This is a genomic window from Acinetobacter sp. XH1741 (assembly GCF_041021895.1).
Classification (GTDB): domain Bacteria; phylum Pseudomonadota; class Gammaproteobacteria; order Pseudomonadales; family Moraxellaceae; genus Acinetobacter.
Window position 1 is genome coordinate 881,958 of sequence record NZ_CP157428.1, and the last position, 23,159, is coordinate 905,116.

The window sequence follows — 23,159 nt, forward strand, 5'->3', positions numbered from 1 at the left end:
TTACAATGAAAAAAACATTAAGTTTACCGAAAGCACCAATAGGGATGATCAACCGCCATAAAAAAACCAATCCTGCTGAAATGAATAAAATTTTAAATCAGCATTTTAATGCATTTAAACAAGCTGCTGCACAGGGTGATTATCTCAAAGCTTATCAACATGTAAAAAAAGCGGTGAGTTTGGTTCCTCAGCACCCCGGAGCACTATCTGATTTAGCTTATACCGAGTTACGTTTACGCCGTTATGACGATGCTTATCAACATTATATACAAGCGATCAATGCAAGTGGTACTAACGTCCATACAAATCTATATGATGGATTAACAGAAGTTTGCCATCATTTAAATAAAAAAGAAGAAAAAATCAAATTTGGGCGTTTAGCCATTTCAACCAAAAAAGAACTCACAAAGAATGAGCCTACTTTATCAATCCCAGCCCATACACCCACGCCGTTTAGTCCAAATCCACAAGAAAATATTATTGCTTTTTCATTATTTGGGGCAAACCCGCGTTACTGTGAAACATCAATTTTAAATACCAAATTAGCAAAAGAAATATATCCAGAATGGACATGTCGGTTCTATGTAGATGATACGGTTCCTGAACTTGTGCAACAGCGATTACAAGCAAATGGTGCTCAAGTGGTACACGTCAGTGACTCACAAAAACAATTGTCAGGTCTATTCTGGCGCTTTTTAGTCATGGATGATCCCACAGTGAAGCGCTTTTTGATACGTGATGCTGACTCTATAGTGTCTTATCGTGAAAAAGCTGCTGTTGAGGCATGGCTTAAGAGTGATCAATGGTTTCATTTAATGCGAGATAGCTACTCTCATACTGAGCTTATTTTGGCAGGTATGTGGGGAGGTTGTTCAGGTATTTTTCATAATATTGAAGCACATATCAGAGATTATGTTGCCACTGAACGATATCCGGACAATCGAGTTATAGATCAGCATTACCTGCGTTATTGTATTTGGCCAACGTTAAAACAAAGTGTGCTTGTACATGATAGCCAGCAGTTTGATGAAAATAGTGTCGGTTTTCCGGCTTATGATTCAGCTTCAATGCAAAATGACCTAGACAATTTTCATGTTGGCATGGATCATGGCTCACCCGTGGTTACAATGCCAGTGACTCACCCAACGGCGAAGAAAGTTTGTTGGGTTTTACTCGATGAAAATCACGATGAAGTTTGCAAATATGATGCAATTGTGTCGAAGAGTCGAAATATTGAAGTAAATTTGCCCCACGCTTTCGCTAAAAAAATTCAGTTACAGCAGTGGAAATTACAAGTCTATCCGTATGAAAACTGATTGATTAGTTATTTAGGCACAATTAAACTACATTCATCATAATTTATATAAATGCGGCATTATCTGGAGAATGTGCATGAGTTCAACCCAATTTGATCATGTAACGGTCATCAAAAAATCAAATGTTTATTTTGGTGGAGCATGTATCAGCCATACCGTGCAATTTGAAGATGGAACAAAAAAAACACTAGGTGTTATTTTGCCGACTGAGCAGCCTTTAACATTTGAAACACATGTTCCTGAGCGTATGGAAATTATTTCAGGTGAGTGCCGCGTTACAATTGCGGACAGCAATGAAAGTGAGTTGTTCCGCGCTGGTCAATCATTTTATGTACCGGGCAATAGCGTTTTCAAAATCGAGACTGATGAAGTACTCGATTATGTTTGCCACTTAGAAGGCTAAGAAATTACTGTTTAAATCGGGTACACTATGCCCAAAGAAATCCTGTGAAGTTGGCTTTACAGGATTTTTATTTTTTTGCTCAAACGTTGTTAGAGGTCATGCATGGCAAAACCGGAATATTATTATGGCGTTCACTCAGTGGAGTCATTGTTAGAACTTGAGCCGGAGCGTGTGCTGACCCTGTTTACATTGAAAGGGCGGGATGATCAACGGTTACAAAAGATTTTACAATTAGCAGAACCTTTTGGAATCAGCGTACAAAAAGCAAGTCGTGAAAGTCTTGAGAAACTGGCTGGTTTGCCATTCCACCAAGGTGTGGTCGCAGCAGTACGTGCGCATCCGACCTTAAATGAAAAAGATCTAGATCAAATCTTGGCTGAAACTCCAGATGCTTTATTGCTTGCATTAGATCAGGTGACAGACCCACATAACTTAGGTGCTTGTATTCGTACTGCGGCCGCAATGGGTGTTCAGGCAGTGATTGTGCCTCGTGATCGTTCAGCGAGTTTAACTCCTACAGCGCGTAAAGTTGCAGCGGGTGGCGCCGAGAAAGTTAAGTTCATTCAAGTAACAAACTTAGCTCGTACATTAGCGCATCTGAAAGAAACCACTCATACACGTGTGATTGGCACCATGCTTGATGAAAGCGCATTACCAATTCAAAAATGTGATTTCTCTGGCCCAGTCGTGATCGTAATGGGAGCTGAAGATACCGGTTTGCGCCCAATTACACAGGCACAGTGTGACCATAAAGTTTATATTCCGATGTCTGGAAACTTGCAGAGTCTAAATGTAAGTGTGGCAACAGGTATGGCACTTTATGAAGCTTGCCGTCAGCGTTCTGAGGTATAATTGAGCTGCCTTTCTAGTATGTAAGCAGTCTTAATATGTCTCCCCGTAAGCAAGGTTATTTTTTTGTATTGGTGACCATGTGCATTTGGGGTGGGTTTACGCTTTTTGCCCGTTTAAATGCACAGTGGCACATCAGTGCTTGGGACATTGCCGCACTGCGCTTTGCTATAGCTTTCCTCATTTTAATGCCTATCTTAATTTATAAAAAAGATCTCGCTTTTTTATGGAGTAAGCATGCGGTTATTTTAGCGCTCATTGGCGGTGTCATCTATTGTCTGACCGTTTACACAGCTTTTCTTTATGCACCAGCTGCACATGCTGCAATATTTTTAAATGGCTGCATACCCATCTGTACCGCGATAGCTGCTTATATTTTATTTAGACAACCGTTTGATAAACACACATGGGCTAGTCTCGCCATCATGATCGCTGCTTTAGCACTCATGAGCGCTTTGATGCTACGTACAAGTACCTCTGCGTTTGGAATTGGAGACTTACTGCTTTTTATTAGCGCGATTTGGTGGGGCATCTTCACTGTATTACTTAAACAGTGGAAATTGTCTGCTTGGCACTCTATGGCCAGTGTGGCAATTTGGTCAGCAATCATTTACTTGCCTATCTATGTTTTATTTTTGCCTAAGCATTTCATAGAAGTAGATCCTGTACATTTGGCTGTACAGGGTATTTTTCATGGCGTATTTGTCGTGATTATTGCGACATTAACCTATGTTGCGGCTATTCAAAGACTAGGGGCTTTTAAAACCGGAAGTATTGTGACTCTGGCACCTTTTATTGCTGCTATTTTAGCGGTGCCTTTACTTGGTGAGTCATTAAGCCCATCAATTGTGGTGGGCTTGGTTGGCATGGGAGTGGGTGCTTTACAACCCTGGCGCTGGTTTAGACAAGACAGTTTGGAACAAAAGATTAAGCAGCAAAAGCAACAAAATTAGTTTGCACGTTTCAAATAGCTTTGATGTAAAGGTTCTAACTGCTGATATAAATGCTCAAGTAAACCATCATTAAACACTATGTCATTTGCAAGCTCACGTTTTCGATCACGTGGCATTTGTGCCGCTATAATTTTCTGGATTTGTTCTTGGTTTTGCCCATCGCGTTGACTTGCACGTTGAATTTGAGTTTGTTCACTCGCATCAACCAGTAGCGTGTGATTGACCAACTCATGTTGGTTGGTTTCAAAAAGTAATGGTGAAACTAAAATCACGTAGGGACTTTTGGGATTTTGTAGCTGTTGAATAATAGATTGGCGAATGGCTGGATGTGTAATTTTTTCAAGTGTTTGTCTTGCTTCCGGATTTTGGAAAATATATTCACGTAAGGCACGACGGTCCAAACATCCATCAGGTTGAAGGACCCAATCTCCAAAAGTTTGTTGTATCTGTTGAAGAGCGGGTTGGCCTTTTTCAACGACTTCACGAGCAACAATATCGGCATCGACGACTTGGATTCCTTGGGACTCAAACCATTGTGTTGCAGCAGATTTTCCACTGCCAATACCACCTGTGATTCCCAAAATAAACGCCATCTTAACCTCCCAAATAAATTTTCATAATCTGGTCACCCCATAAAAAGGCAACCCAACCAGCAATCGCAATATATGGTCCAAAAGCAAAAGGCTGATTTTCATTACGTAACTTTAATAAAATGATGCCAATAATTGCACCTAGTAAAGATGACAATAGCACAATTAACGGTAGCATCAATGGCCCCATCCATGCCCCTAAAGCTGCAAGTAACTTAAAGTCGCCGTAGCCCATACCTTCTTTGCCAGTAATCACTTTAAATAAGTAATACACAATCCAAAGACATAAAAAACCAATTAAATATCCCCAAATCGCTGAGCTAGGTGAGGTGTAAATATTAAAGGTGTTAATGCCTAAGCCGAGTGCAGCCAAAGGTAAGGTAAAGCGATCGGGTAATAACTGCGTATCGAAATCAATAAAGGTAAGGGCAATTAGTACCCAGGTAAGAACGAGTCCCCAAAGCATTTGTATAGTTGGGCCAAATACCATGACCACTACCAGTGAACATAGCATGGTAAGTAGTTCAACAGCTGGATAACGTATGCTAATCGGGTGCTGACATTGCCCGCACTTTCCTCTTAACACTAGCCAGCTTATGACAGGAATGTTTTGATACCAACGAATGGGGTGGTGGCACTCAGGACATGATGAAGCAGGCTTACTTAATGTCAGCTTTGCATGGTCAATAACAGGCTGCTCAGGGTTGAGTAGCATTTGGCATTCTTGCTGCCAGTCTTGTTCCATCATTTTTGGCGTGCGATAAATCACCACATTCAGGAAGCTACCAATACATAGGCTCACAAGTGCAACTGCAATATAGAGTGCAGTTAAGTTTTGAATAAAATAAGCAATAATTTCTTGCATTATACAACTGAGCCCATTTGGAAAATTGGAAGATACATCGCAATCACTAGACCGCCTACAAGCACCCCTAAAATTGCCATGATTAAAGGTTCCATCATTGCAGTTAAACCATCAACGGCATTATCAACTTCATTTTCATAATAGGTGGCAACTTTATCTAGCATGCTGTCTAAAGCACCAGATTCTTCACCAATTGCAACCATTTGTATAGCCATAGATGGAAAACGGTTAGATATACGCATGGCAAACTGAAGTTGTTGTCCTGTTGCAACATCTTCACGAATTTTCATAACGGCTTTCTCATAGATAACATTGTTGGTTGCGCCAGCAGTCGACTCAAGTGCATCAATGAGTGGAACACCTGCTGCAAATGTTGTAGCAAGTGTACGGCTATAACGAGCAATAATTGCTTTATAAACCAAGTCCCCAAAAATAGGTAATTTAAGCGTGAGTTTATCTAAACCATCACGAAACTTTTTACTGCGCTTTTTAGCTTCTAAAAAGGCAGCAATGATTGCACCAATCACAATAATCATAATGAACCAATATTCTTGCATCCACTTCGACATATTTACGACCATTTGCGTAAAGGCTGGTAGTTGTGCGCCGAAAGATGAAAAGAGATCTTGGAATACTGGAACTACTTTAACCATCAAAATGATGGTCACCACAATCGCTACCACAATAACCGTGGCAGGGTACTTCATGGCTTTCTTGATTTTCTGTTTTAACAATTCACTTTTTTCTTTGTAAATTGCAACGCGGTCCAGCATTGTTTCAAGTGCACCTGATTGTTCACCAGATTCTACAAGTGAACAAAATAGGTTATCGAAATGTTGATGATATTTTCTTAAAGCTGAGGCAAAAGTACTACCACCTTCGACTTCACCTTTAATGCCAAGTACCACCTCACGCATGGCTGGATTTTCCAAACCTTCGGCAACAATTTCAAAACCTTGTACGAGGGGTACACCCGCTTTCATCATGGTCGCAAGTTGTCGAGTAAAAATCGTAATATCAAGTGTTGATACTTTTTTCTTAAACAAACCTTCAAGAATATTTTTACGCTTTTCACGAATAGTTCGAACAGTGACACCTTGTTTGCGTAAGGTCACTTTAGCTAAAGCCATATTTTTAGCCGGAAGTTCTCCCTTAATTTTTACGCCCTTACGGTCAACCCCTTCATAAGCAAAAGTCGGCATCATTTGTGCCTTTTTGACAGCCATTAGATTATCCTTATTTTAAATAGTGTCTTATTCACTGGTTACACGGTTAATTTCCTGTAAGGAAGTCACACCTTGCATCACCTTTTTTAAACCTGAACGACGTAGATTATTAAACCCCAATTTTTCAGAGGCAGCCGCGATTTCTAGAGCGTTGCCATCTTCCATAATAATCTTGGAAATTTCAGGAGTAACTTTCATTACCTCATAAATACCCACACGACCTTTATAGCCTTCACGACATTCAGGACAGCCAACAGGTTGAAAAACCCGAAAGTCTGGATGTGTTAAGTCTTGTTCGGTAAAGCCCATTTCTAATAGACTTTGTTTAGGAATATCAGCCGGTATCTTACATTGAGAACAAAGACGACGTGCTAAACGCTGTGCAATAACCAAGTTGACTGATGTTGCAATATTGAAAGACGGAACCCCCATATTACGTAGGCGTGTCAAGGTTTCTGGAGCACTGTTCGTATGCAGTGTTGACATGACCATGTGACCCGTTTGCGCAGCCTTAATTGCGATTTCTGCTGTTTCTAAGTCACGAATCTCACCCACCATAATAATGTCGGGGTCTTGACGTAAAAAAGATTTAAGTGCGGCAGCAAAAGTAAGGCCAACTTTTGGGTTCACGTTAACCTGATTAATACCTTCTAAGTTAATTTCTACCGGATCTTCGGCAGTAGAAATATTGGAACTTTCAGTATTTAAAATATTCAAGCCCGTATATAAAGATACGGTTTTACCGGAACCTGTGGGTCCAGTAATTAAAAGCATGCCTTGTGGCTTATCTAAAGCCTCCATAAACAAAGCTTTTTGTTCTTCTTCATAGCCCAAGGCATCAATACCCAGCATTGCACTAGATGGATCAAGAATACGTAGAACTAACTTTTCACCAAATAAAGTAGGGAGTGAGTTCACACGAAAATCAATGGCCTTGGTTTTTGATAGCTTAAGCTTGATACGACCATCTTGTGGAACACGTTTTTCAGAAATGTCCATTTGAGACATGACTTTTAAACGCGAAGCCAAGCGGTTTGCCAGTTGTAAAGGGGGATTAGCAATTTGACGTAATACCCCATCGACACGATAACGTACCCGATAAGACTTTTCATACGGTTCAAAATGTAAATCCGAAGCACCCATACGAATGGCATCAATCAATAACTTATTAATATATTTTACGATCGGTGCTTCATCGCCTTGTGGCGTTTCTTCTTCATCTTCTTGAGTGGTAGGACCATCAAGACTGACGTCGAGATCAAACTCTTCATCACTAAATTCAAAGCCGCTTTCTTCTGCAAAATGCTGACCTAAAACTTTTTCAAGTTTATGGTACTCAACAATGACAGGTTCAACGAGCAATTTACTGTTAAAACGGATTGCATCAATCGCTTCAATATTACTTGGATTGCTCGTCGCGACATATAGAATTTGCCCTCTTTGAATCAGGGGCAAAACTCGATGCTTTAAAACCAGTTTTTGATCGACCAAATCTTTGGGAATCTGAGAAGTGTCATAAACATCCAGATCGAAATATGGTTCGGCGAACTCAGCAGAAATTGTTTCAGCCAATAAAGAAGGGGAGAGATGAACCTCTTCAATTAAATATGCGACTATATCCTGCTTAGCTCTTTTTGCTGCATCTAATGCAGTTTGCATGGTCGCTGCCGACACATGCTTTTCTTCGACTAAACGTCGAAAAAACCCCGTAAATTTTGGAGATGTTTGTAATGCTGACATCTGCCTGCCTATGCTAATGTGTTTATAATTGGTATAGGAAAAATTATACTTTTGTTATGTAAAAATACTACCTTAGAAAGTGTTGCTCTAGTCCTAATCAGCTTATTAAAGCTTGAACTAGTCGAAGTTTTTATAGATTAATTTTTAAAATGTTCAACTTGGAACGCTATAAAGTTTTTTCTTAATTTCAAACACTAGAAAAGATATCAGTATTCCCATTAAAGAAAAGTATCTGAAATTTGTATAAATGCGTGTAGAATGTGCTGCATTTTTGATGAAAGGTGAGCAGTATGTCGGGTACGACAATTACGCCTTGGGTAGTTGGCAACTGGAAAATGAACCCAGTGCGTGCTAACGCCAACCAACTTATAGAAGAATTTAAACAATTATTGCAACAAAACCAAATTGCAGATGAAAGCTGCCATGTGGGCGTTGCTCCTGTTTCTATTGCACTGACAACAGTACAGGCACAGTTACAGGATGCTGCAAGAACAGTATATACAGTTGCACAAGACGTATCTCGTGTTGCAGGTACGGGTGCTTATACTGGCGAAGTCAGTGCAGAATTATTAAAAGACAGCCAGATTGATTTTGTACTGGTTGGGCACTCTGAACGTCGTGATATTTTTGGCGATAACGTTGAAATTTTGAAGGCGAAACTCCAAAATGCATTAAATGCAGGCTTAACTGTCATTTATTGTGTTGGCGAAAGTCTTGATCAGCGCGAACAGGGCCAAGCAGAGCAGGTTGTTTTACAACAAATTTGTGATATTGCTCCTGTAGTAACGGCAGAACAATGGCAAAAACAAATTGTCATTGCTTATGAACCAATTTGGGCTATTGGTACAGGTAAAACAGCTTCGCCACAAGATGCTCAAGCGATGCATGCTAAAATTCGTGAAGGTTTATGCCAGCTCACACCAGCAGGTTCAGGCATTGCTATTTTATATGGCGGTAGTGTAAAAGCTGAAAATGCTGTTGAGTTAGCTGCGTGCCCAGATATTAATGGTGCGTTGGTGGGTGGTGCTTCATTAAATGCAGCATCTTTTTATCAGATTGTACAAGCCTTCGCGCAAAGCAAATAACGAGGATAGGGTATGCACTCTTTTGTACTTGTTGTACATATTATTTTAGCGGTACTGATGATTGCATTGATTTTAGTGCAACATGGTAAAGGCGCAGATGCCGGAGCTTCATTTGGTGGTGGCGGTGCAGCAACTGTATTTGGTGCATCTGGTTCAGGTAATTTCCTTACCCGCCTTACAGCTGTTTTAACAGCATTGTTTTTTGTGACTAGTTTGACTTTGGCTGTTTTTGCAAAAAAACAGACAACTGAAGCATATAGTTTGAAAACTGTACAAACTACAGCACCAGTTCAAACGACATCGCCTGAAACTTCACCAAATGCACCAAAATCGAGTCAATAATTCGAAATAGGGCTTTCCTTTTGCAGTTGGAAGGACTAGAATGCGTCCCACAAGCTGCGGTGGTGGTGGAATTGGTAGACACGCTACCTTGAGGTGGTAGTGCCTTCGGGCGTGGGGGTTCAAGTCCCCCCTTCCGCACCAACTTTGAACCAGAAAGTTGAGTGCAAGCAGTTTTTTGATGCGGGATGGAGCAGTCTGGTAGCTCGTCGGGCTCATAACCCGAAGGTCGTTGGTTCAAATCCAGCTCCCGCTACCAATTTGATTAAGGTGCAACTTAATCAAGCGAATATTGGATAAGTTTACATTGACTTTTTTCGATATTTGTATATAATTTTGCACGTTGATGCGGGATGGAGCAGTCTGGTAGCTCGTCGGGCTCATAACCCGAAGGTCGTTGGTTCAAATCCAGCTCCCGCTACCAAGTTTCTTAAAAGAGGCTCACAGACAGGTGGGCCTTTTTGCACAGTGGACTATTGTTTTCTGTGCTACATAGGGGCGATTAACGCCCTTTTTTATTGGTTATCGTATCGCTATCGTGTAGTGTCGACATCAATTGGTCAAATAGTCATGCTTCACTATAGTAGGTCTGTGTCGGTTAAAACAACCGATTGAATCGCACGAGAATGACGAGAGTAAATGAAATTATCAAATAAATCCCAAGCATTGTATGACATGATTGCTCCAGCGGTGCAAGCATGTGGTGTTGACCTGTGGGGAATTGAATTCCTTCCACAAGGTAAACGTTCATTATTGCGTATTTATATCGATAGACCAGTTGATGAAAATGCTGAGCCAGTGATTAATGAAGATGGTGAAGTAGAGCTAGGTCGTGGCATTGGTGTACAAGATTGTGTCCGTGTTACACAACAAGTCGGCGCAATGTTGGATGTTCATGATCCGATTTCAGGTGAGTACTCATTAGAAGTTTCTTCACCAGGTTGGGATCGTCCATTTTTTCAACTCGAACAGTTGCAAGGCTACATTGGTCAGCAGGTTGCTTTGCGTTTAATTGCAGCAGTAGAAAATCGTCGTAAATTTCAAGCAAAACTCCTTGCTGTAGACCTTGAAAAAGAAGAGATTCAGGTTGAAGTTGAAGGAAAGCATGTGCTTGATATCGACAGCAACAATATCGATAAAGCAAACTTGATCTATCAAGATTAAATTTATTTAAATTATATAAGAAATCGGTAGGTGACTTATGGGCCGCGAAATTCTTACCGTTGTAGAAACGGTTAGTAATGAAAAAGGTGTTAGTCGTGAAGCGATCTTCGAGGCTTTAGAACAAGCTCTAGTTGCTGCAACGAAGAAAAGATTTTACGAAGGTACACATGCTGAAGAAGCTCAGCTTCGTGTAGAGATTGATCGTAAAACTGGTGATTACCGTACATTCCGTCAATGGACTGTTGTGGCAGATGAAGATCATGAAATGCCAGCTTGCCAAGATGCGATCTCTGATGTTGATCCATCTAAATGGTCAATTGGTGACGTGCGTGAACTCGAAGTAGAATCTATTGAGTTTGGCCGTATCGCTGCGCAAATTGCGAAACAAGTGATTGTACAAAAAATTCGTGAAGCTGAGCGTGCTTTAGTTGCTGATGCCTACGAGTCGAAAGTCGGTGAGTTGATTTACGGTGAAGTGAAAAAACAAACCAAAGATGGCTTTATTATTGACTTAGGTGATAACGCAGAAGCTTATCTTGCTCGCGAAGAAATGATTCCTAAAGAAATTCTTCGTCCAAAACAACGTGTAAACGCTATTTTATATAATGTTAACCGTGAAGGTCGTGGCGCTCAGTTGTTGTTATCACGCGCTAAGCCTGAAATGTTAATTGCTTTAATGAAAAAAGAAATTCCTGAAATTTCTGAAGAAATTATTGAAATTAAAGCAGCGGCACGTCAACCGGGTGTTCGTGCTAAAATTGCAGTGAAAACAAATGATCACCGTATTGACCCTGTAGGTGCATGTATTGGTATGCGTGGTACACGTATCCAAGCTGTACAGCAAGAGTTAAATGGTGAACGTATTGATGTAGTGGTTTGGTCTGATGATCCAGCTCAATACATTGCAAGTGCATTAGAACCAGCTGATGTTTCAGGCATCGTGCTTGATGAAGATGCAAGAAGTGCCGACATTATTTTTGCAACCAGCGATCAATTGGCTCGTGCGATTGGCTCTCAAGGTCAAAACGTTCGCTTAGCTTCTGATTTAACTGGCTACAAACTCGACATGATGCTTGAAGAAGAGTATCGTGCTCGTCAGCAAAATGAAGCTCAGCAATATCTCGACATGTTTGTATCACGTTTAGATATCGAAGAAGATTTAGCAATGGCATTGGTAGAAATGGGCTTCACTTCTTTAGAAGAGATTGCTTATGTTCCTGCTGAAACTTTTGACGAAATTGAGCTTGATGCTGAATTGGTTGAGTTATTGCAAAGTCGTGCAAAAGAAGCAGCTCTTACTGATGCTTTGAAACAGCAAGAAAATATTCAAGAACCGAGCGCAGACCTTCTCACTATGGAAGGCATGACTTCTGAGATCGCTTACTCGCTTGCCGCTCGCGGTATTATTACCGTTGATGATTTGGCAGATCAGGCTACTGACGATATCTCTGATATTGAAGGTCTTGGTCATGAAAAAGCAGGTCAATTGATCATGAAAGCTCGCGAATCATGGTTTAACTAGGAGATGAAATATGACGGACAAGTCGATTAAAGAGTTAGCTCTCAGTGTAGGACGTCCTGTTGAGAAGCTCCTAGAACAGGCTCGTGAAGCAGGTTTGCCTCAACGTACAGCAGACGACATTATTACCACTGAACAACAGGACACTTTAGTCAATCATTTGAAGAAAGTGCATGGTCAGGAAAGTGGTAACACAGGAAAAATTGCGTTGAAACGTAAAACAACCAGTACCGCTAAAGTTGCAAGTACTTCAGGTAAAGCAAAAACAATTAACGTAGAAGTACGTAAAAAACAGGTTTTTGCTAAGCCAAACCCAGAACAAATTGCAGCAGAAGCTAAAGCACGCGCAGAAGCAGACGCTAAAACACGTGCAGATCAACAAGCGCGTGAAACTGCAGAGCAAAAAGCGCGTCTTCAAACAGAGCAAAAAGCAAAAGCAACTTTAGATGCAATGCGTGCTGCTCATCAACAAGATAGCGCTGCACAGTCAGCTCCTAAAGCTGCTGTTGTAGTGAAAAAACGTGGTGGTGGTACAGTAAAACCTGCACCAAAACCAGCAGAAACATTAGAGCAAAAGAAAGCGCGTGAAGCACAAACAGCTCAGTTAAAAGCAACTGAAGAAGCTGCGCGTCGTAAAGCGGCTGAAGAAGCTCAGCAACGTACACTTGAACAAATGCGCAAAATGGCGTCTAAGTATTCAAATGACGATGCTACTACCACAATTCGTGTGATTGATGATTCTCCACTAGCGTCTGGTCTTGTTGGCCAAGCTTATGAAGATTCATTTAAGCAAGAAGACCGTGAAATTAAACGCGGTGGCGCAACTACTAACCCACGTGCGGGTAAGAAAGGTGGTCGTCGTGGTCAAGAAGAGCAAAGCTTTGTTAACCATAACAAACGTGGTTTAAAATCAAGCCAAGCAAACAAACATGGTTTTGAAAAGCCAGTTAAAAAGCAAGTTTATGATGTAGAAATCGGTTCAAGTATTGTTGTTGCCGATCTTGCTCAGAAAATGGCGATTAAAGTACGTGAAGTTATCAAAACACTTATGAAAATGGGTGAGTTGGTTAATCAAGATCAAGCGATTGATCAAGATACAGCAGCACTTGTTGTAGAAGAAATGGGCCACAACCCAGTTTTAGTTTCTGATACACAAGCGGAAGATAACTTGCTTGAAGCGGCTGAAGAAGCACGTGGTGAGCAAACAACTCGTCCGCCAGTAGTTACCATTATGGGTCACGTTGACCATGGTAAAACATCATTGCTTGACCGTATCCGTCGTTCGAAAGTGGCGGCTGGTGAAGCAGGTGGTATTACCCAGCATATTGGTGCATATCACGTTGAAACAGACAAAGGAATTATTACATTCCTTGATACACCAGGACATGCAGCATTTACTTCAATGCGTGCGCGTGGTGCTAAAGCAACGGATATCGTTGTATTGGTTGTTGCAGCAGATGACGGTGTAATGCCACAAACTGCAGAAGCAATTGACCATGCACGTGCAGCAGGTACTCCAATTATTGTTGCAATCAACAAAATGGATAAAGAATCTGCTGATCCAGACCGTGTGTTAAATGAATTAACAACGAAACAAATCGTTCCAGAAGAATGGGGCGGTGATGTTCCGATTGCTAAAGTTTCTGCACACAGCGGACAAGGTATTGATGAACTCCTTGATTTAATTCTTATTCAATCAGAATTGATGGAATTAAAAGCATCTGCTGAAGGTGCTGCGCAAGGTGTTGTTATTGAAGCACGTGTTGATAAAGGCCGTGGTGCAGTAACTTCTATTCTTGTTCAAAACGGTACATTAAATATTGGTGACCTTGTTCTTGCAGGTTCATCGTATGGCCGTGTTCGTGCAATGTCTGATGAAAACGGTAAGCCGATTAAATCAGCAGGACCATCTATTCCAGTAGAAATTTTGGGTCTACCAGAAGCTCCAATGGCTGGTGATGAAGTTCTTGTTGTAAATGACGAGAAGAAAGCACGTGAAGTTGCCGATGCTCGTGCTGACCGTGAGCGTCAAAAACGTATTGATCGTCAAAGCGCAATGCGTCTTGAAAACATCATGTCGTCAATGGGTAAAAAAGATGTTCCTACAGTGAACGTTGTTTTAAAAACAGACGTACGTGGTACTTTAGAAGCATTGAATGCAGCTTTATATGAACTATCTACTGATGAAGTAAAAGTTCGTGTAATTAGTTCTGGTGTTGGTGCGATTACTGAGTCTGACGTAATTCTTGCTGAATCTTCAGAAGCTGTATTGTTAGGCTTTAACGTTCGTGCAGATACTACTGCTCGTCAACGTAGTGACCAAGACGGTATCGATATTCGTTACTACAGCATCATCTATGAGTTGATTGATGATGTGAAAGATGCGATGAGTGGTAAACTTGCTCCTGAACATCGTGAAACAATCTTGGGTGTTGCTGAAGTACGTGAAGTATTCCACTCAAGTAAGTTTGGTGCAGCAGCAGGCTGTATGGTGCTTGAAGGTACATTGCATCGTAATAAACCGATTCGCGTATTACGTGATGACGTGGTTGTATTCCAAGGTGAGCTTGAGTCTCTTCGTCGCTATAAAGACGTGGTTGAAGAAGTTCGTGCCGGTATGGAATGTGGTCTTGCGGTGAAAGGTTATAAAGACATCAAAGTAAACGATAAGATCGAAGTCTATGATGTTCAATTGATTAAACGGAGTCTTTAATGGCGGGTAGCCAACGCTTAAAGCGCATGGCGGATTCAGTGCAACGTGAGTTGTCTGAGCTGATCCGTCAGGAGCTTAAAGATCCTCGCTTAGGTGGTCTAGTGACCATCTCTGCGGTGAAAGTCAGTGCAGATATGGGTTATGCTGAAGTTTATGTCACTGTTATGGGACGTGAGCTTGGCGATGAACAAAGTGAAGTCGCGAATAAAGAAACTTTAGAAGTGTTAAATAAAGCTTCTGGTTTCTTGCGTCATGAACTAAGTCGCCGTATCAAGACTCGTATTACGCCTCGCTTACGTTTCCATTACGATAAAACGAATGCATATGGTAACTATATGTTCGGTCTAATCGAAAAAGCGGTACAAGATTTACCGGAACGTAAGACAGATGACGAAGAGTAAGTAGAACTCAAAATAAAAAAGCCACCTCGGGGTGGCTTTTTTATTGGCTCAATTTTTATTCTTTAGGAGGTTCCATAGGTGGCTTGTTTTGTGAAAAGCGTTGACCAATTTTGTAACGATCCCAAGGGAGTGGGCGTTCGATTGCCTCAGGTACTTCACCACTGAGTGAGCGTAAACGTAGATGTAGCGCTGCTTGCGCAATTAAATTGGCTGAAACAGGAGCGGTAATGAAAGCTAAAAGCGTAATCAGTAACTCAGCAAAACCAAAGCGACCTTGAAAGGCAAAAAAGATCATTGAAGCGATTAAAAAGCTACCTAGACCTAACGTACTTGATTTGGTGGGTGCATGTAAACGCATGAATAAATCGGGTAGGCGTACCATTCCGATCGATCCAACCAACATAAAGAACGCACCAAAAACCAGAAAGATCGAAACAATAATTTCCATTGTAAATTGCATTTTGACCTCCCTTTAATCGATCACATGACCAGTTGTGAAATAACGTGCTAAAGCAGCTGTTGAAACAAACCCTAACATGGCAACCAATAAAGCTCCCTCAAATAAAGAAGTGGTTGTCCAGTAAATACCTAACACAATAATCAGACAGGTTGCATTTAAAAAGAGGGTATCAAGCGCTAAAAGACGATCTACAATTGATGGGCCCATCACCATTCGAAACAAGCAAAGTAGCATAGAGATAGTGATTGCAATCAAACTAATGCCAAGAGCATAAGGTAGGATAGTCATATGTTGTCCTCCGATTTGCTTTTAACATCAAAAATTTCCATGAGAGGGGCCTCATAGCGTTGTTTGATGTCTTGCACATCACTTTCAGTATTTTCTGTGCTAAGTGAGTGCACCAAGATGTCACCACGCTCTTGATCAATACCAGCAGACACCGTGCCAGGCGTAGTGGTAATGATCATTGCCAGTAATGAATTGACTTGTTCATGCTCAGTTTCTAATGGAACACGGTACCATTTGGGATGTAATTTTTTAGGTGAACCTAATACCAGTTTAGCAACCCGAAAATTGGAAACAATAATGTCCCACAGTACAACAAAACACAGTTTTACTGCGGGTTTCCAATGGATATGTGGTGTTCGGGTAATAAAAGGTCGCACTAAACGTGGAATCACAAGACCCAAGATTACCGCCATAAGTAGGTCACTTGCATCGAGGCTATGCGAAAGCATTAACCAGAAGATAATAATTAAAAAAGAAACAAATGGATGTGGGAACCAACGTTCAAGCAATTTAGATAGCTGCATTGTTATGGCTCCATAGGTTTCAGTTGACTTTCATCAGCAATAGTCGGCGTTAGCATTTTTTCTTGCTGCTCAATTTGGCGGTGCTTATATTCAGAAATATGTTCACCGTTGAAAGTATCTTTTGAAATAATGTCAGGAACAAGATACGCATTATGATCTTCCACTTCTCCACCATATTTTGTTTCTGGTAAATAAGTTGGGTCATAAGGCTGCACACTAATAACTTCGCTATTTCGATCAGTTTTAAGAATAGACTGCTGATAGAGCTCATGATTTTGAATTTGCTGCGCGGTGCTCGTGGTGTACTGGAGTACCGGTGAAGCAAACACTACATAAGCAACTAACCCCGCAAGCAGGATATAAATCGCTTGGTCATTACGCGCTGGTGCTCGTTCAGGTAAGGCACGATAAATAATATAAGCTGGATTTATTGGATCTTCTTCGGGCGCTGACGCACGCCAGAATAGAATAAAGCCGACACGTGTTAACGCAATAATACTTAATAGGCTGACCACAAGCACAATACCAATCACCCAGCCTTGATATGCAGTTTCAACAGTCGCTTGTAAAATAAATACTTTCCCAAAGAAACCACTAAAAGGTGGTAAACCTGCAAGCATCATGGCAATCAGGAAATAGGTCAGCATGGCTGCTTTTTGTTGTTTAATTCTTGGGGCGATTTTTAAATGATCTTTAATAGCGCCTCGTTGTGACGTCATCCAGCCACAGAACAGGTAAAATGCTGCACCAACTATTGTACTGTGTACTAAATAGAATAAGGCACCTGACCACGCTTGTGTATTTGACATTGCAATTGCAGTCAATAACGTACCAATTGAGGAAAGGATCATGAAGCCAACAAAACGTCTAAGGCGATCTGCTCCAATTGCCCCAATCACACCATATAAAGAAGTCACTAAACCAATTGGAAGTAACCAGCCTTTAAAGATTTCTTGACTAAGCACATCATTAAATACAGTTCCATTGACACGTAAAATGGCATACACACCCACTTTGGTCATAATGGTAAAAATTGCTGCGACTGGCGTACTTGCAACGGCGTAGGTTTTTGGTAGCCAAAAGCCAACTGGTAACATCGCTGCCTTAATGCCAAATACGACAAATAAGAGTAAGGCACCAGCGACTGCTAATTTGTGTTGATCTGCATCTAAAGCAGGTAAAAGGCGTGAAACGTCAGCCATATTTAAACTGCCTACACTGCCATAAATCATACCCAGACCAATTAAGAAGAGGGCAGAGGCAAGTAGGTTAATAATCACATAGTGTACGCCAAGCTGAAATCGTGGTTTTCCTTGTCCATGTAGCAGTAGGACATACGATGCCATGAGCAAGATTTCAAAGAAAACGAATAAGTTAAATAAGTCGCCTGTCAGAAATGCTCCACATAACCCCATTAATAGAAAATGGAATATTGCGTGAAAATAACGTCCGCGAGTATCCCAATTTTCACTCGCATACCATAAAACTGGAACAGCTAATGCATAGGTTAAAACCAGCATAAAAGCGGAAAGTCGGTCTAATACCAGCACAATACCAAAAGGTGCAGACCATTCACTGAGCTGATAAACCGTAATCTGGCCAGTATTTGCAACAATAAGGTAACTCACAGCCGTGATTAAACCTGCAATTGCTGAAACCAGACTAATACCGCGGCGCCAAGGTTGTCGCCAATCTTCTTTTAATGCTCCAGCTCCCGGATTACCTAAAAGTAATAAGATAAAACCCGTAAAGGCTGGAATGAGGATGCTAAAAATGGGTGTATTTGTTTGCCAAAAAGATAAAAAATCAAACATCACGGCTCATCCTCACGTGGGTCGTATGTTGGAGAAACATCTTCTTTAGCATCAACATGATCACTACCTGACTCATAACGGCTGCGTAATGCCAATTGAACAATAAAGGCTGTAGTCGCGAAACCGATCACGATTGCTGTTAAAACAAGTGCTTGTGGAAGTGGATCAGTAATATTAGTCGTTTCGGTTAAGATGGCTGGTGAGTTGACTTGCAAACGCCCCATCGCAAACAAAAATAAGTTAACTGCATAACCCAGCACGGCCAATCCAAGTACAACAGGGAAGGTACGCGCACGTAAAATCAGATAAATGCCTGTAGCAGCAAGTAGCCCAATAGCAGAGGCGAGTAAGAATTCTAAACTGATCATGATGATTCCTCCCCATGAAGTACAGGGCCAGACATACTTGAGTGGCGGGAGTCCCCTAATACAGAGATGAGTAGCATGGTGGCTCCCACGACTGTGATATATACACCCAAGTCAAAACTTGCTGCCGAAGCCAAATGTAGTTTGCCTAAAACAGGTAATTCGACATAAACATGTGCACTGGTCAGAAATGGACGTGCCCAGAACCATGCTGCAATCCCTGTAAGACCTGCAATCGTTAATCCTGAACCAATCCAGACTTCATAAAGTCGACCAGATTGTGCCTTTAACATGTATTCAGTTTGATCTTGTCCTAAGGCAATGTACTGAATAATCAGGGCCATTGAGGTAATCAGACCTGCAATGAAGCCACCGCCCGGATAATTGTGTCCGCGCATAAAGATATAGACACTCACCACAAGTGCTAAAGGCAACACCCACGAAGCTGTAATACGGAACATCAGTGGAGACGGATTGAAGCGGTAGGTGAGGCCTTGAGTCATGGTGGTACCATGTACTCGCATGCCATCCATTAAGCAGAGTGCACCAATTGCAGCAATTCCTAGTACAGTGATTTCACCGAAGGTATCGAAGCCACGGAAGTCAACCAAAATCACATTTACAATGTTTGAGCCACCACCAAGAGGCAATGCTTGCTGAGCAAAGAACCATGAAATTGAATTGTGATCACGAGTTAAAATGAGCCATGCAATCCAGCCAATACCTAAGCCACCAATAATTGCTAGTGCGGCATCTCTTAAACGTCTAGAGCGACTAGATTCATAAGGGGTAAGCTGTGGCAGTAAAGATAAGCTCATCAACAAAAGTACGGTAGTAACTACATCTACTGTAATTTGTGTTAGTGCTAAGTCAGGTGCCGACATAGTGACAAAGACCATAGTAACGACAAGGCCAATTGCACCGCTAATAAGGACTGCCTTGATGCGTTCATGGTGAAACCAAAGCATCATCCAGCAACCTGAAAATAATGTCAGCCAAAGAACAACCGCAATCCATGGTGCATGAGTGAGTTCACGTGTACCTGTGGTGAGACCTTGGTTGAGTAAAGGCATCGTGACCATAATGACGCTAAAAGCAATCATTAAGAACAAGTAGCTTTGTAATGAGCCGTTCTCGGTTTTTTGTTTGATTTTACGGCTCGTTAATAGTAAATGCTTTAAAAACAAATCAAATAAAATGCGACCTTGTAAGCGCCCCAGTCTTGGGTCAAGGTCAATCTTACGAATCATGCCATCTTTTGCTAAAGCAAAGTAGAAAAGCGTACCGCCAACCAAAGCAATAATACTCATGACTAATGGCGCATTAAAACCGTGCCAGATTGCAAGATGAGTTCCTGCAAAATCAGGCTGCATAAGACTTGCACGTGTCACACTGTTGACTAAAGGTTCAACCAATAGAGAAGGGAGAATACCCACTAAAATACACAGTGTCGCAAGTAGTATGGCTGGTGCACGCATGCCTAGAGGTGGTTCATGTGCATTTTTATTTGGAACTTGTTTACCTACAGGGCCATCAAAAAATACGCCGTGTACTAAACGAATTGAATAACTGACCGCAAAAATACCTGCGAGGGTTGCAATAATACTTGCAAAGATAACTGTTGAACCTGAAAGATTTGCCAATAGCTCGGTAAAGAACATTTCTTTAGAAATAAAGCCGTTGGTCAGTGGAACACCCGCCATTGATGCTGCGGTAATCATAGTGAGCGTTGCAGTAAAAGGTAATAACTGCCAGACCCCGCTTAGTTTTCTAAGATCACGTGTCCCTGTTTCATGATCGATAATACCGGCAATCATAAACAGTGCAGCTTTAAAGGTAGCGTGGTTAATAATATGGAAAATTGCAGCAGCTACAGCTAGAGGTGAACCAATACCTAATAAGCAGACAATTAGACCCAAATGACTAATTGTAGAGTAAGCCAATAACCCTTTTAAATCTTCTTTAAAAATCGCAAAGCAAGCGGCCATACATAGGGTAAACAAGCCTACGAAGGTAACAATATTGTGATAAAGCGCAGCACCAATAAAAATTGGAAGTAAGCGGGCAAGTAAAAAAATCCCGGCTTTTACCATGGTTGCAGAGTGTAAATAGGCTGACACCGGAGTAGGTGCTGCCATTGCATTGGGTAACCAAAAATGAAACGGAAACTGAGCACTTTTAGTAAAAGCACCAAGTAAAATAAGCAAAAGCATCGGGATGAAAAGATGATGACTTTGAATAAGATCTTTCATGCCCACAATGGCATTAATTTCGTAAGTACCAGTGATTTGCCCCAATAAGACAAATCCACCTAGCATGGCAAGTCCACCCATTCCTGTAATGGTAAGTGCCATACGCGAACCGCGTTGAGCTGCTTCGTAGTGACTCCAATAACCCACCAATAAAAATGATGAAATACTGGTAAGTTCCCAAAACACCAATAAAATAATTAAATTATTAGAAAGAGAAATACCCAGCATTGCTGCCATAAACAGCATGAGTAATAAATAGAGTTTACTTAATGAATTTTTAGGGCCTAAATAATAATAGGCATAAATATAAATGAGTGTACCGATACCGGTAATAAGAAGAGAAAATAATAAACCAAGGGCATCAAGTCTAAAGCTCAGATTAATACCTAATTGTGGTAACCAATCCCAACTTTGTTGAATGCTTGCACCACCAAGCACAGTTTTAGCTTGAGTCAGTAATAAACCAAAACTGGTTAAACTGACTCCGATCGCCCCTAAAGCCGTTACTCCACGTGAAAACCGTTGAAGCAATGAAACAAGGGTGGTGCCTAATATTAACGGTAATAAGATAATTATCGGTAGCACACTCGTATCCATATATAATTTAGACCGAAGCCTAAAGGTGAAATTTTCATTTCAGAATAGATAGGAATTCAAAGAGATTTCCAAAGCTTATATTCTGAAAACCCGACCAAAATAGAAAAGTAAAGCGAGAAACAAGTTATATTGCACAACTTGAATAATAAAAACGCAAAATGAAATTTATTGTACACTAAAAAATCATTAAAAATCTGATGTTATTACATGCGGTAACAACATCTAGTGATTTTTCAGCTCAAAAATCAGATTTCATCGTATATTTAGCGAATTCGGTTTTATTATAGAAATTGAGCTAAATGGATCATAAATTTTAAAGAGATGAGGTTTCTTCCGAGGTATCTCCTGCATGAATCATACGCAATAATTCATTTTTTTGTTGTTCATTTAGGTTTTGGATTTGTTGGTACAAATTGTCTATTTGAGCTGTTGTTGGTTCGCTATCAAGCGAAAGAGTATCTAGATGTGGCGCTGAAACTTCATCTCGTTGCAGTAAGGTATAAAGATGTTCTAGCTGCTGCTGAGTTGTATTTAAATCAAGCTGGTTAATTTTGCCATGCTCTAGTTTTAGGCATTGATAAGCGGCAGCATGTTCAAGTAACTCTTCACGGCTTCCTGTCACAATAATTTGTAAGCGTGGAAACGCCTGATGCAGACGATTTAAAATTTCTGAACAATGTAAAGCATCTAGCTGTGAGTCGATCTGGTCAATCAACAAAATGCCTTCACCTTCAAGACAGGGGTCTAAGCTCAATGGGTTGAGTAAACAAAGTCTGCGTACAACATCACCTACCAGTGTAATCCATGTTTTTGTGGTTGTAGAAAGTTGCTGAAATGCTAAAGCTTCATCTTTGTAATGCGCCATGAGTTGAAGCCGTGGGTGATATTGCAGATAGAGGTCTTCTAGCTCTGGAAAAATGATTTTTAATGCTGACTTTAAGGCATATAAGTTGGGTGAAGGAAGCTGCTTAGGTTGTCCTGCCAACTCGATTTGAAGTTGATGTAAAAGCTCTTCCTGATTTTGTGGGTTCGATTGTTGTGAAATAATTTTTTGTACAACATGAGCAGCTTGTGCATTTTCAATATCGCTAATTTCACGTAACCATTCAAAAAAGCGAGTGAAGGTTGTAAATGGGATTAAGCTAATGTCATAGGCAGAAATAGGCTGAGTAATACCTGGAAGGTTTTTATTCAGCAAATTTATATCATTAATAAAACGCTCAGATGGGTAATAGGCGAGTAGGGGAAGACCTTGAAGAGGGTCTTTTCTTGTAACTTGATGGTAAAGAGTAACCGTCTGTTCGAGTTGTTGAGTTTCGACCTGACTAATACCTATGCCACTTGCATTTAAAGTTTTAAAAAGTTTCCAGCTACAAATAGATGAATCTATTTGCTGTGCAGAGGTTGTTTCAGGTAATTGTCCGAATTCTGGGGGAATTTGAATGCTGACTTCTATTTTAGCCTGCAAACGAGAATGGGTAATGTCTTGATCAGGCAAGACAATGCCTGGAGTGCGAATATCTTTTAGGCGTGCAGGAAACCATGTTAAAGCATGGTAAATATGCTTAAGTAGCATACTTTTGCCAGTTGCCTGCTCACCTAAAATTAAAGTAATTGGTTGTTTATCATATTGAAACTGGATCTTTAGGTCATGAAACAGAGCAACATGTTTAAATTGGATAGATTCAAGTTTCAT

The 23,159-nt window shown here is 40.9% G+C and carries 21 protein-coding genes and 3 tRNA genes; 13 read left to right on the forward strand and 11 right to left on the reverse strand.

All coding sequences use genetic code 11. The features are described 5' to 3' along the window. Positions 1-5: 5 nt before the first annotated feature. The 4 genes from ABLB96_RS04290 (at position 6) to ABLB96_RS04305 (ending at position 3,521) form a co-directional block, all read left to right on the forward strand. Positions 6-1,316, forward strand: coding sequence for a tetratricopeptide repeat protein (locus tag ABLB96_RS04290; RefSeq protein ID WP_348896290.1), 1,311 nt, complete (start codon positions 6-8; stop codon positions 1,314-1,316). Positions 1,317-1,392: 76 nt separating this feature from the next. Next, the gene (locus tag ABLB96_RS04295; RefSeq protein WP_348896289.1) at positions 1,393-1,719 is read left to right on the forward strand and encodes a pyrimidine/purine nucleoside phosphorylase; all 327 of its coding nucleotides are present in this window, start codon (positions 1,393-1,395) and stop codon (positions 1,717-1,719) included. Between the two features lie 102 nt (positions 1,720-1,821). Further along, positions 1,822-2,571 (forward strand): 23S rRNA (guanosine(2251)-2'-O)-methyltransferase RlmB, encoded by a 750-nt coding sequence (gene rlmB, locus ABLB96_RS04300; protein ID WP_348896288.1) that lies wholly within the window; start codon positions 1,822-1,824, stop codon positions 2,569-2,571. Positions 2,572-2,606: 35 nt separating this feature from the next. Continuing rightward, positions 2,607-3,521, forward strand: a complete 915-nt coding sequence (locus ABLB96_RS04305; RefSeq protein WP_348896287.1) for a DMT family transporter — start codon at positions 2,607-2,609, stop codon at positions 3,519-3,521. Here ABLB96_RS04305 and coaE read toward each other — a convergent pair. Genes coaE through pilB form a run of 4 tightly spaced genes read right to left on the reverse strand, consistent with a single transcriptional unit; the run spans position 3,518 to position 7,942 of the window. Beyond that, positions 3,518-4,114 carry a dephospho-CoA kinase gene (gene coaE / locus ABLB96_RS04310; RefSeq protein WP_348896286.1) on the reverse strand — a complete coding sequence of 199 codons (597 nt, stop codon included), beginning with the start codon at positions 4,112-4,114 and terminating at the stop codon, positions 3,518-3,520. The genes ABLB96_RS04305 and coaE overlap by 4 nt on opposite strands. A 1-nt stretch (position 4,115) precedes the next feature. Further along, a complete protein-coding gene (locus ABLB96_RS04315; protein WP_348896285.1) occupies positions 4,116-4,976 on the reverse strand; it encodes an A24 family peptidase in 861 nt (286 codons plus the stop codon). Then, positions 4,976-6,202, reverse strand: a complete 1,227-nt coding sequence (locus ABLB96_RS04320; RefSeq protein ID WP_348896283.1) for a type II secretion system F family protein — start codon at positions 6,200-6,202, stop codon at positions 4,976-4,978. Before ABLB96_RS04320 ends, ABLB96_RS04315 begins: the two co-directional genes overlap by 1 nt. A gap of 27 nt (positions 6,203-6,229) precedes the next feature. Then, positions 6,230-7,942: a type IV-A pilus assembly ATPase PilB gene (gene pilB, locus ABLB96_RS04325; RefSeq protein WP_348896282.1), complete on the reverse strand. Its 1,713-nt coding sequence runs from the start codon at positions 7,940-7,942 to the stop codon at positions 6,230-6,232. Between the two features lie 290 nt (positions 7,943-8,232). Between pilB and tpiA the strand changes: the two genes are divergently transcribed. The 9 genes from tpiA (at position 8,233) to ABLB96_RS04370 (ending at position 15,163) form a co-directional block, all read left to right on the forward strand. Continuing rightward, positions 8,233-9,027: a triose-phosphate isomerase gene (gene tpiA / locus ABLB96_RS04330; RefSeq protein WP_348896280.1), complete on the forward strand. Its 795-nt coding sequence runs from the start codon at positions 8,233-8,235 to the stop codon at positions 9,025-9,027. Positions 9,028-9,039: 12 nt separating this feature from the next. Then, positions 9,040-9,369, forward strand: coding sequence for a preprotein translocase subunit SecG (gene secG / locus ABLB96_RS04335; RefSeq protein WP_348896279.1), 330 nt, complete (start codon positions 9,040-9,042; stop codon positions 9,367-9,369). 56 nt (positions 9,370-9,425) lie between these two features. Further along, positions 9,426-9,510 (forward strand) — tRNA-Leu (locus ABLB96_RS04340). Positions 9,511-9,548: 38 nt separating this feature from the next. Continuing rightward, positions 9,549-9,625, forward strand: a tRNA-Met gene (locus ABLB96_RS04345). An 88-nt stretch (positions 9,626-9,713) separates the two neighbouring features. Continuing rightward, a tRNA-Met gene (locus ABLB96_RS04350) sits at positions 9,714-9,790 on the forward strand. Positions 9,791-10,005: 215 nt separating this feature from the next. Continuing rightward, the gene (gene rimP, locus ABLB96_RS04355; RefSeq protein WP_348896278.1) at positions 10,006-10,530 is read left to right on the forward strand and encodes a ribosome maturation factor RimP; all 525 of its coding nucleotides are present in this window, start codon (positions 10,006-10,008) and stop codon (positions 10,528-10,530) included. Positions 10,531-10,567: 37 nt separating this feature from the next. Next, entirely contained in the window at positions 10,568-12,052 is a 1,485-nt protein-coding gene (nusA, locus tag ABLB96_RS04360; RefSeq protein WP_263612804.1) for a transcription termination factor NusA, read from the forward strand. A 10-nt stretch (positions 12,053-12,062) separates the two neighbouring features. After that, the gene (gene infB, locus ABLB96_RS04365; protein ID WP_348896277.1) at positions 12,063-14,762 is read left to right on the forward strand and encodes a translation initiation factor IF-2; all 2,700 of its coding nucleotides are present in this window, start codon (positions 12,063-12,065) and stop codon (positions 14,760-14,762) included. After that, entirely contained in the window at positions 14,762-15,163 is a 402-nt protein-coding gene (locus ABLB96_RS04370) for a ribosome-binding factor A (RefSeq protein ID WP_309454692.1), read from the forward strand. The genes infB and ABLB96_RS04370 overlap by 1 nt, the downstream gene beginning before the upstream one ends. A gap of 55 nt (positions 15,164-15,218) precedes the next feature. Here ABLB96_RS04370 and ABLB96_RS04375 read toward each other — a convergent pair whose 3' ends face one another. The 7 genes from ABLB96_RS04375 to ABLB96_RS04405 form a co-directional block, all read right to left on the reverse strand. Beyond that, on the reverse strand, positions 15,219-15,623 hold the full coding sequence (locus ABLB96_RS04375; protein ID WP_069031498.1) for a Na+/H+ antiporter subunit G: 405 nt from the start codon (positions 15,621-15,623) through the stop codon (positions 15,219-15,221). Positions 15,624-15,635: 12 nt separating this feature from the next. Then, positions 15,636-15,911 carry a monovalent cation/H+ antiporter subunit F gene (locus tag ABLB96_RS04380; RefSeq protein ID WP_000154076.1) on the reverse strand — a complete coding sequence of 92 codons (276 nt, stop codon included), beginning with the start codon at positions 15,909-15,911 and terminating at the stop codon, positions 15,636-15,638. Further along, positions 15,908-16,435, reverse strand: a complete 528-nt coding sequence (locus ABLB96_RS04385) for a Na+/H+ antiporter subunit E (RefSeq protein ID WP_348896274.1) — start codon at positions 16,433-16,435, stop codon at positions 15,908-15,910. Before ABLB96_RS04385 ends, ABLB96_RS04380 begins: the two co-directional genes overlap by 4 nt. Positions 16,436-16,437: 2 nt before the next feature. After that, positions 16,438-18,249, reverse strand: a complete 1,812-nt coding sequence (locus ABLB96_RS04390; RefSeq protein ID WP_348896273.1) for a monovalent cation/H+ antiporter subunit D — start codon at positions 18,247-18,249, stop codon at positions 16,438-16,440. Continuing rightward, a complete protein-coding gene (locus ABLB96_RS04395) occupies positions 18,249-18,617 on the reverse strand; it encodes a Na+/H+ antiporter subunit C (protein ID WP_309454697.1) in 369 nt (122 codons plus the stop codon). Before ABLB96_RS04395 ends, ABLB96_RS04390 begins: the two co-directional genes overlap by 1 nt. Next, positions 18,614-21,463 carry a monovalent cation/H+ antiporter subunit A gene (locus tag ABLB96_RS04400; protein ID WP_348896272.1) on the reverse strand — a complete coding sequence of 950 codons (2,850 nt, stop codon included), beginning with the start codon at positions 21,461-21,463 and terminating at the stop codon, positions 18,614-18,616. Before ABLB96_RS04400 ends, ABLB96_RS04395 begins: the two co-directional genes overlap by 4 nt. 313 nt (positions 21,464-21,776) lie before the next feature. Continuing rightward, a complete protein-coding gene (locus ABLB96_RS04405) occupies positions 21,777-23,159 on the reverse strand; it encodes an AAA family ATPase (RefSeq protein ID WP_348896271.1) in 1,383 nt (460 codons plus the stop codon).

Excerpts from the sequence above, each read along its gene's own strand:
- ABLB96_RS04290 (WP_348896290.1), top strand. The coding sequence starts at position 6 with ATGAAAAAAACATTAAGTTTACCGAAAGCACCAATAGGGATGATCAAC.
- ABLB96_RS04295 (WP_348896289.1), top strand. The coding sequence starts at position 1,393 with ATGAGTTCAACCCAATTTGATCATGTAACGGTCATCAAAAAATCAAAT.
- rlmB (WP_348896288.1), top strand. The coding sequence starts at position 1,822 with ATGGCAAAACCGGAATATTATTATGGCGTTCACTCAGTGGAGTCATTG.
- ABLB96_RS04305 (WP_348896287.1), top strand. The coding sequence starts at position 2,607 with ATGTCTCCCCGTAAGCAAGGTTATTTTTTTGTATTGGTGACCATGTGC.
- coaE (WP_348896286.1), bottom strand. The coding sequence starts at position 4,114 with ATGGCGTTTATTTTGGGAATCACAGGTGGTATTGGCAGTGGAAAATCT.
- ABLB96_RS04315 (WP_348896285.1), bottom strand. The coding sequence starts at position 4,976 with ATGCAAGAAATTATTGCTTATTTTATTCAAAACTTAACTGCACTCTAT.
- ABLB96_RS04320 (WP_348896283.1), bottom strand. The coding sequence starts at position 6,202 with ATGGCTGTCAAAAAGGCACAAATGATGCCGACTTTTGCTTATGAAGGG.
- pilB (WP_348896282.1), bottom strand. The coding sequence starts at position 7,942 with ATGTCAGCATTACAAACATCTCCAAAATTTACGGGGTTTTTTCGACGT.
- tpiA (WP_348896280.1), top strand. The coding sequence starts at position 8,233 with ATGTCGGGTACGACAATTACGCCTTGGGTAGTTGGCAACTGGAAAATG.
- secG (WP_348896279.1), top strand. The coding sequence starts at position 9,040 with ATGCACTCTTTTGTACTTGTTGTACATATTATTTTAGCGGTACTGATG.
- rimP (WP_348896278.1), top strand. The coding sequence starts at position 10,006 with ATGAAATTATCAAATAAATCCCAAGCATTGTATGACATGATTGCTCCA.
- nusA (WP_263612804.1), top strand. The coding sequence starts at position 10,568 with ATGGGCCGCGAAATTCTTACCGTTGTAGAAACGGTTAGTAATGAAAAA.
- infB (WP_348896277.1), top strand. The coding sequence starts at position 12,063 with ATGACGGACAAGTCGATTAAAGAGTTAGCTCTCAGTGTAGGACGTCCT.
- ABLB96_RS04370 (WP_309454692.1), top strand. The coding sequence starts at position 14,762 with ATGGCGGGTAGCCAACGCTTAAAGCGCATGGCGGATTCAGTGCAACGT.
- ABLB96_RS04375 (WP_069031498.1), bottom strand. The coding sequence starts at position 15,623 with ATGCAATTTACAATGGAAATTATTGTTTCGATCTTTCTGGTTTTTGGT.
- ABLB96_RS04380 (WP_000154076.1), bottom strand. The coding sequence starts at position 15,911 with ATGACTATCCTACCTTATGCTCTTGGCATTAGTTTGATTGCAATCACT.
- ABLB96_RS04385 (WP_348896274.1), bottom strand. The coding sequence starts at position 16,435 with ATGCAGCTATCTAAATTGCTTGAACGTTGGTTCCCACATCCATTTGTT.
- ABLB96_RS04390 (WP_348896273.1), bottom strand. The coding sequence starts at position 18,249 with ATGTTTGATTTTTTATCTTTTTGGCAAACAAATACACCCATTTTTAGC.
- ABLB96_RS04395 (WP_309454697.1), bottom strand. The coding sequence starts at position 18,617 with ATGATCAGTTTAGAATTCTTACTCGCCTCTGCTATTGGGCTACTTGCT.
- ABLB96_RS04400 (WP_348896272.1), bottom strand. The coding sequence starts at position 21,463 with ATGGATACGAGTGTGCTACCGATAATTATCTTATTACCGTTAATATTA.
- ABLB96_RS04405 (WP_348896271.1), bottom strand. The coding sequence starts at position 23,159 with ATGAAACTTGAATCTATCCAATTTAAACATGTTGCTCTGTTTCATGAC.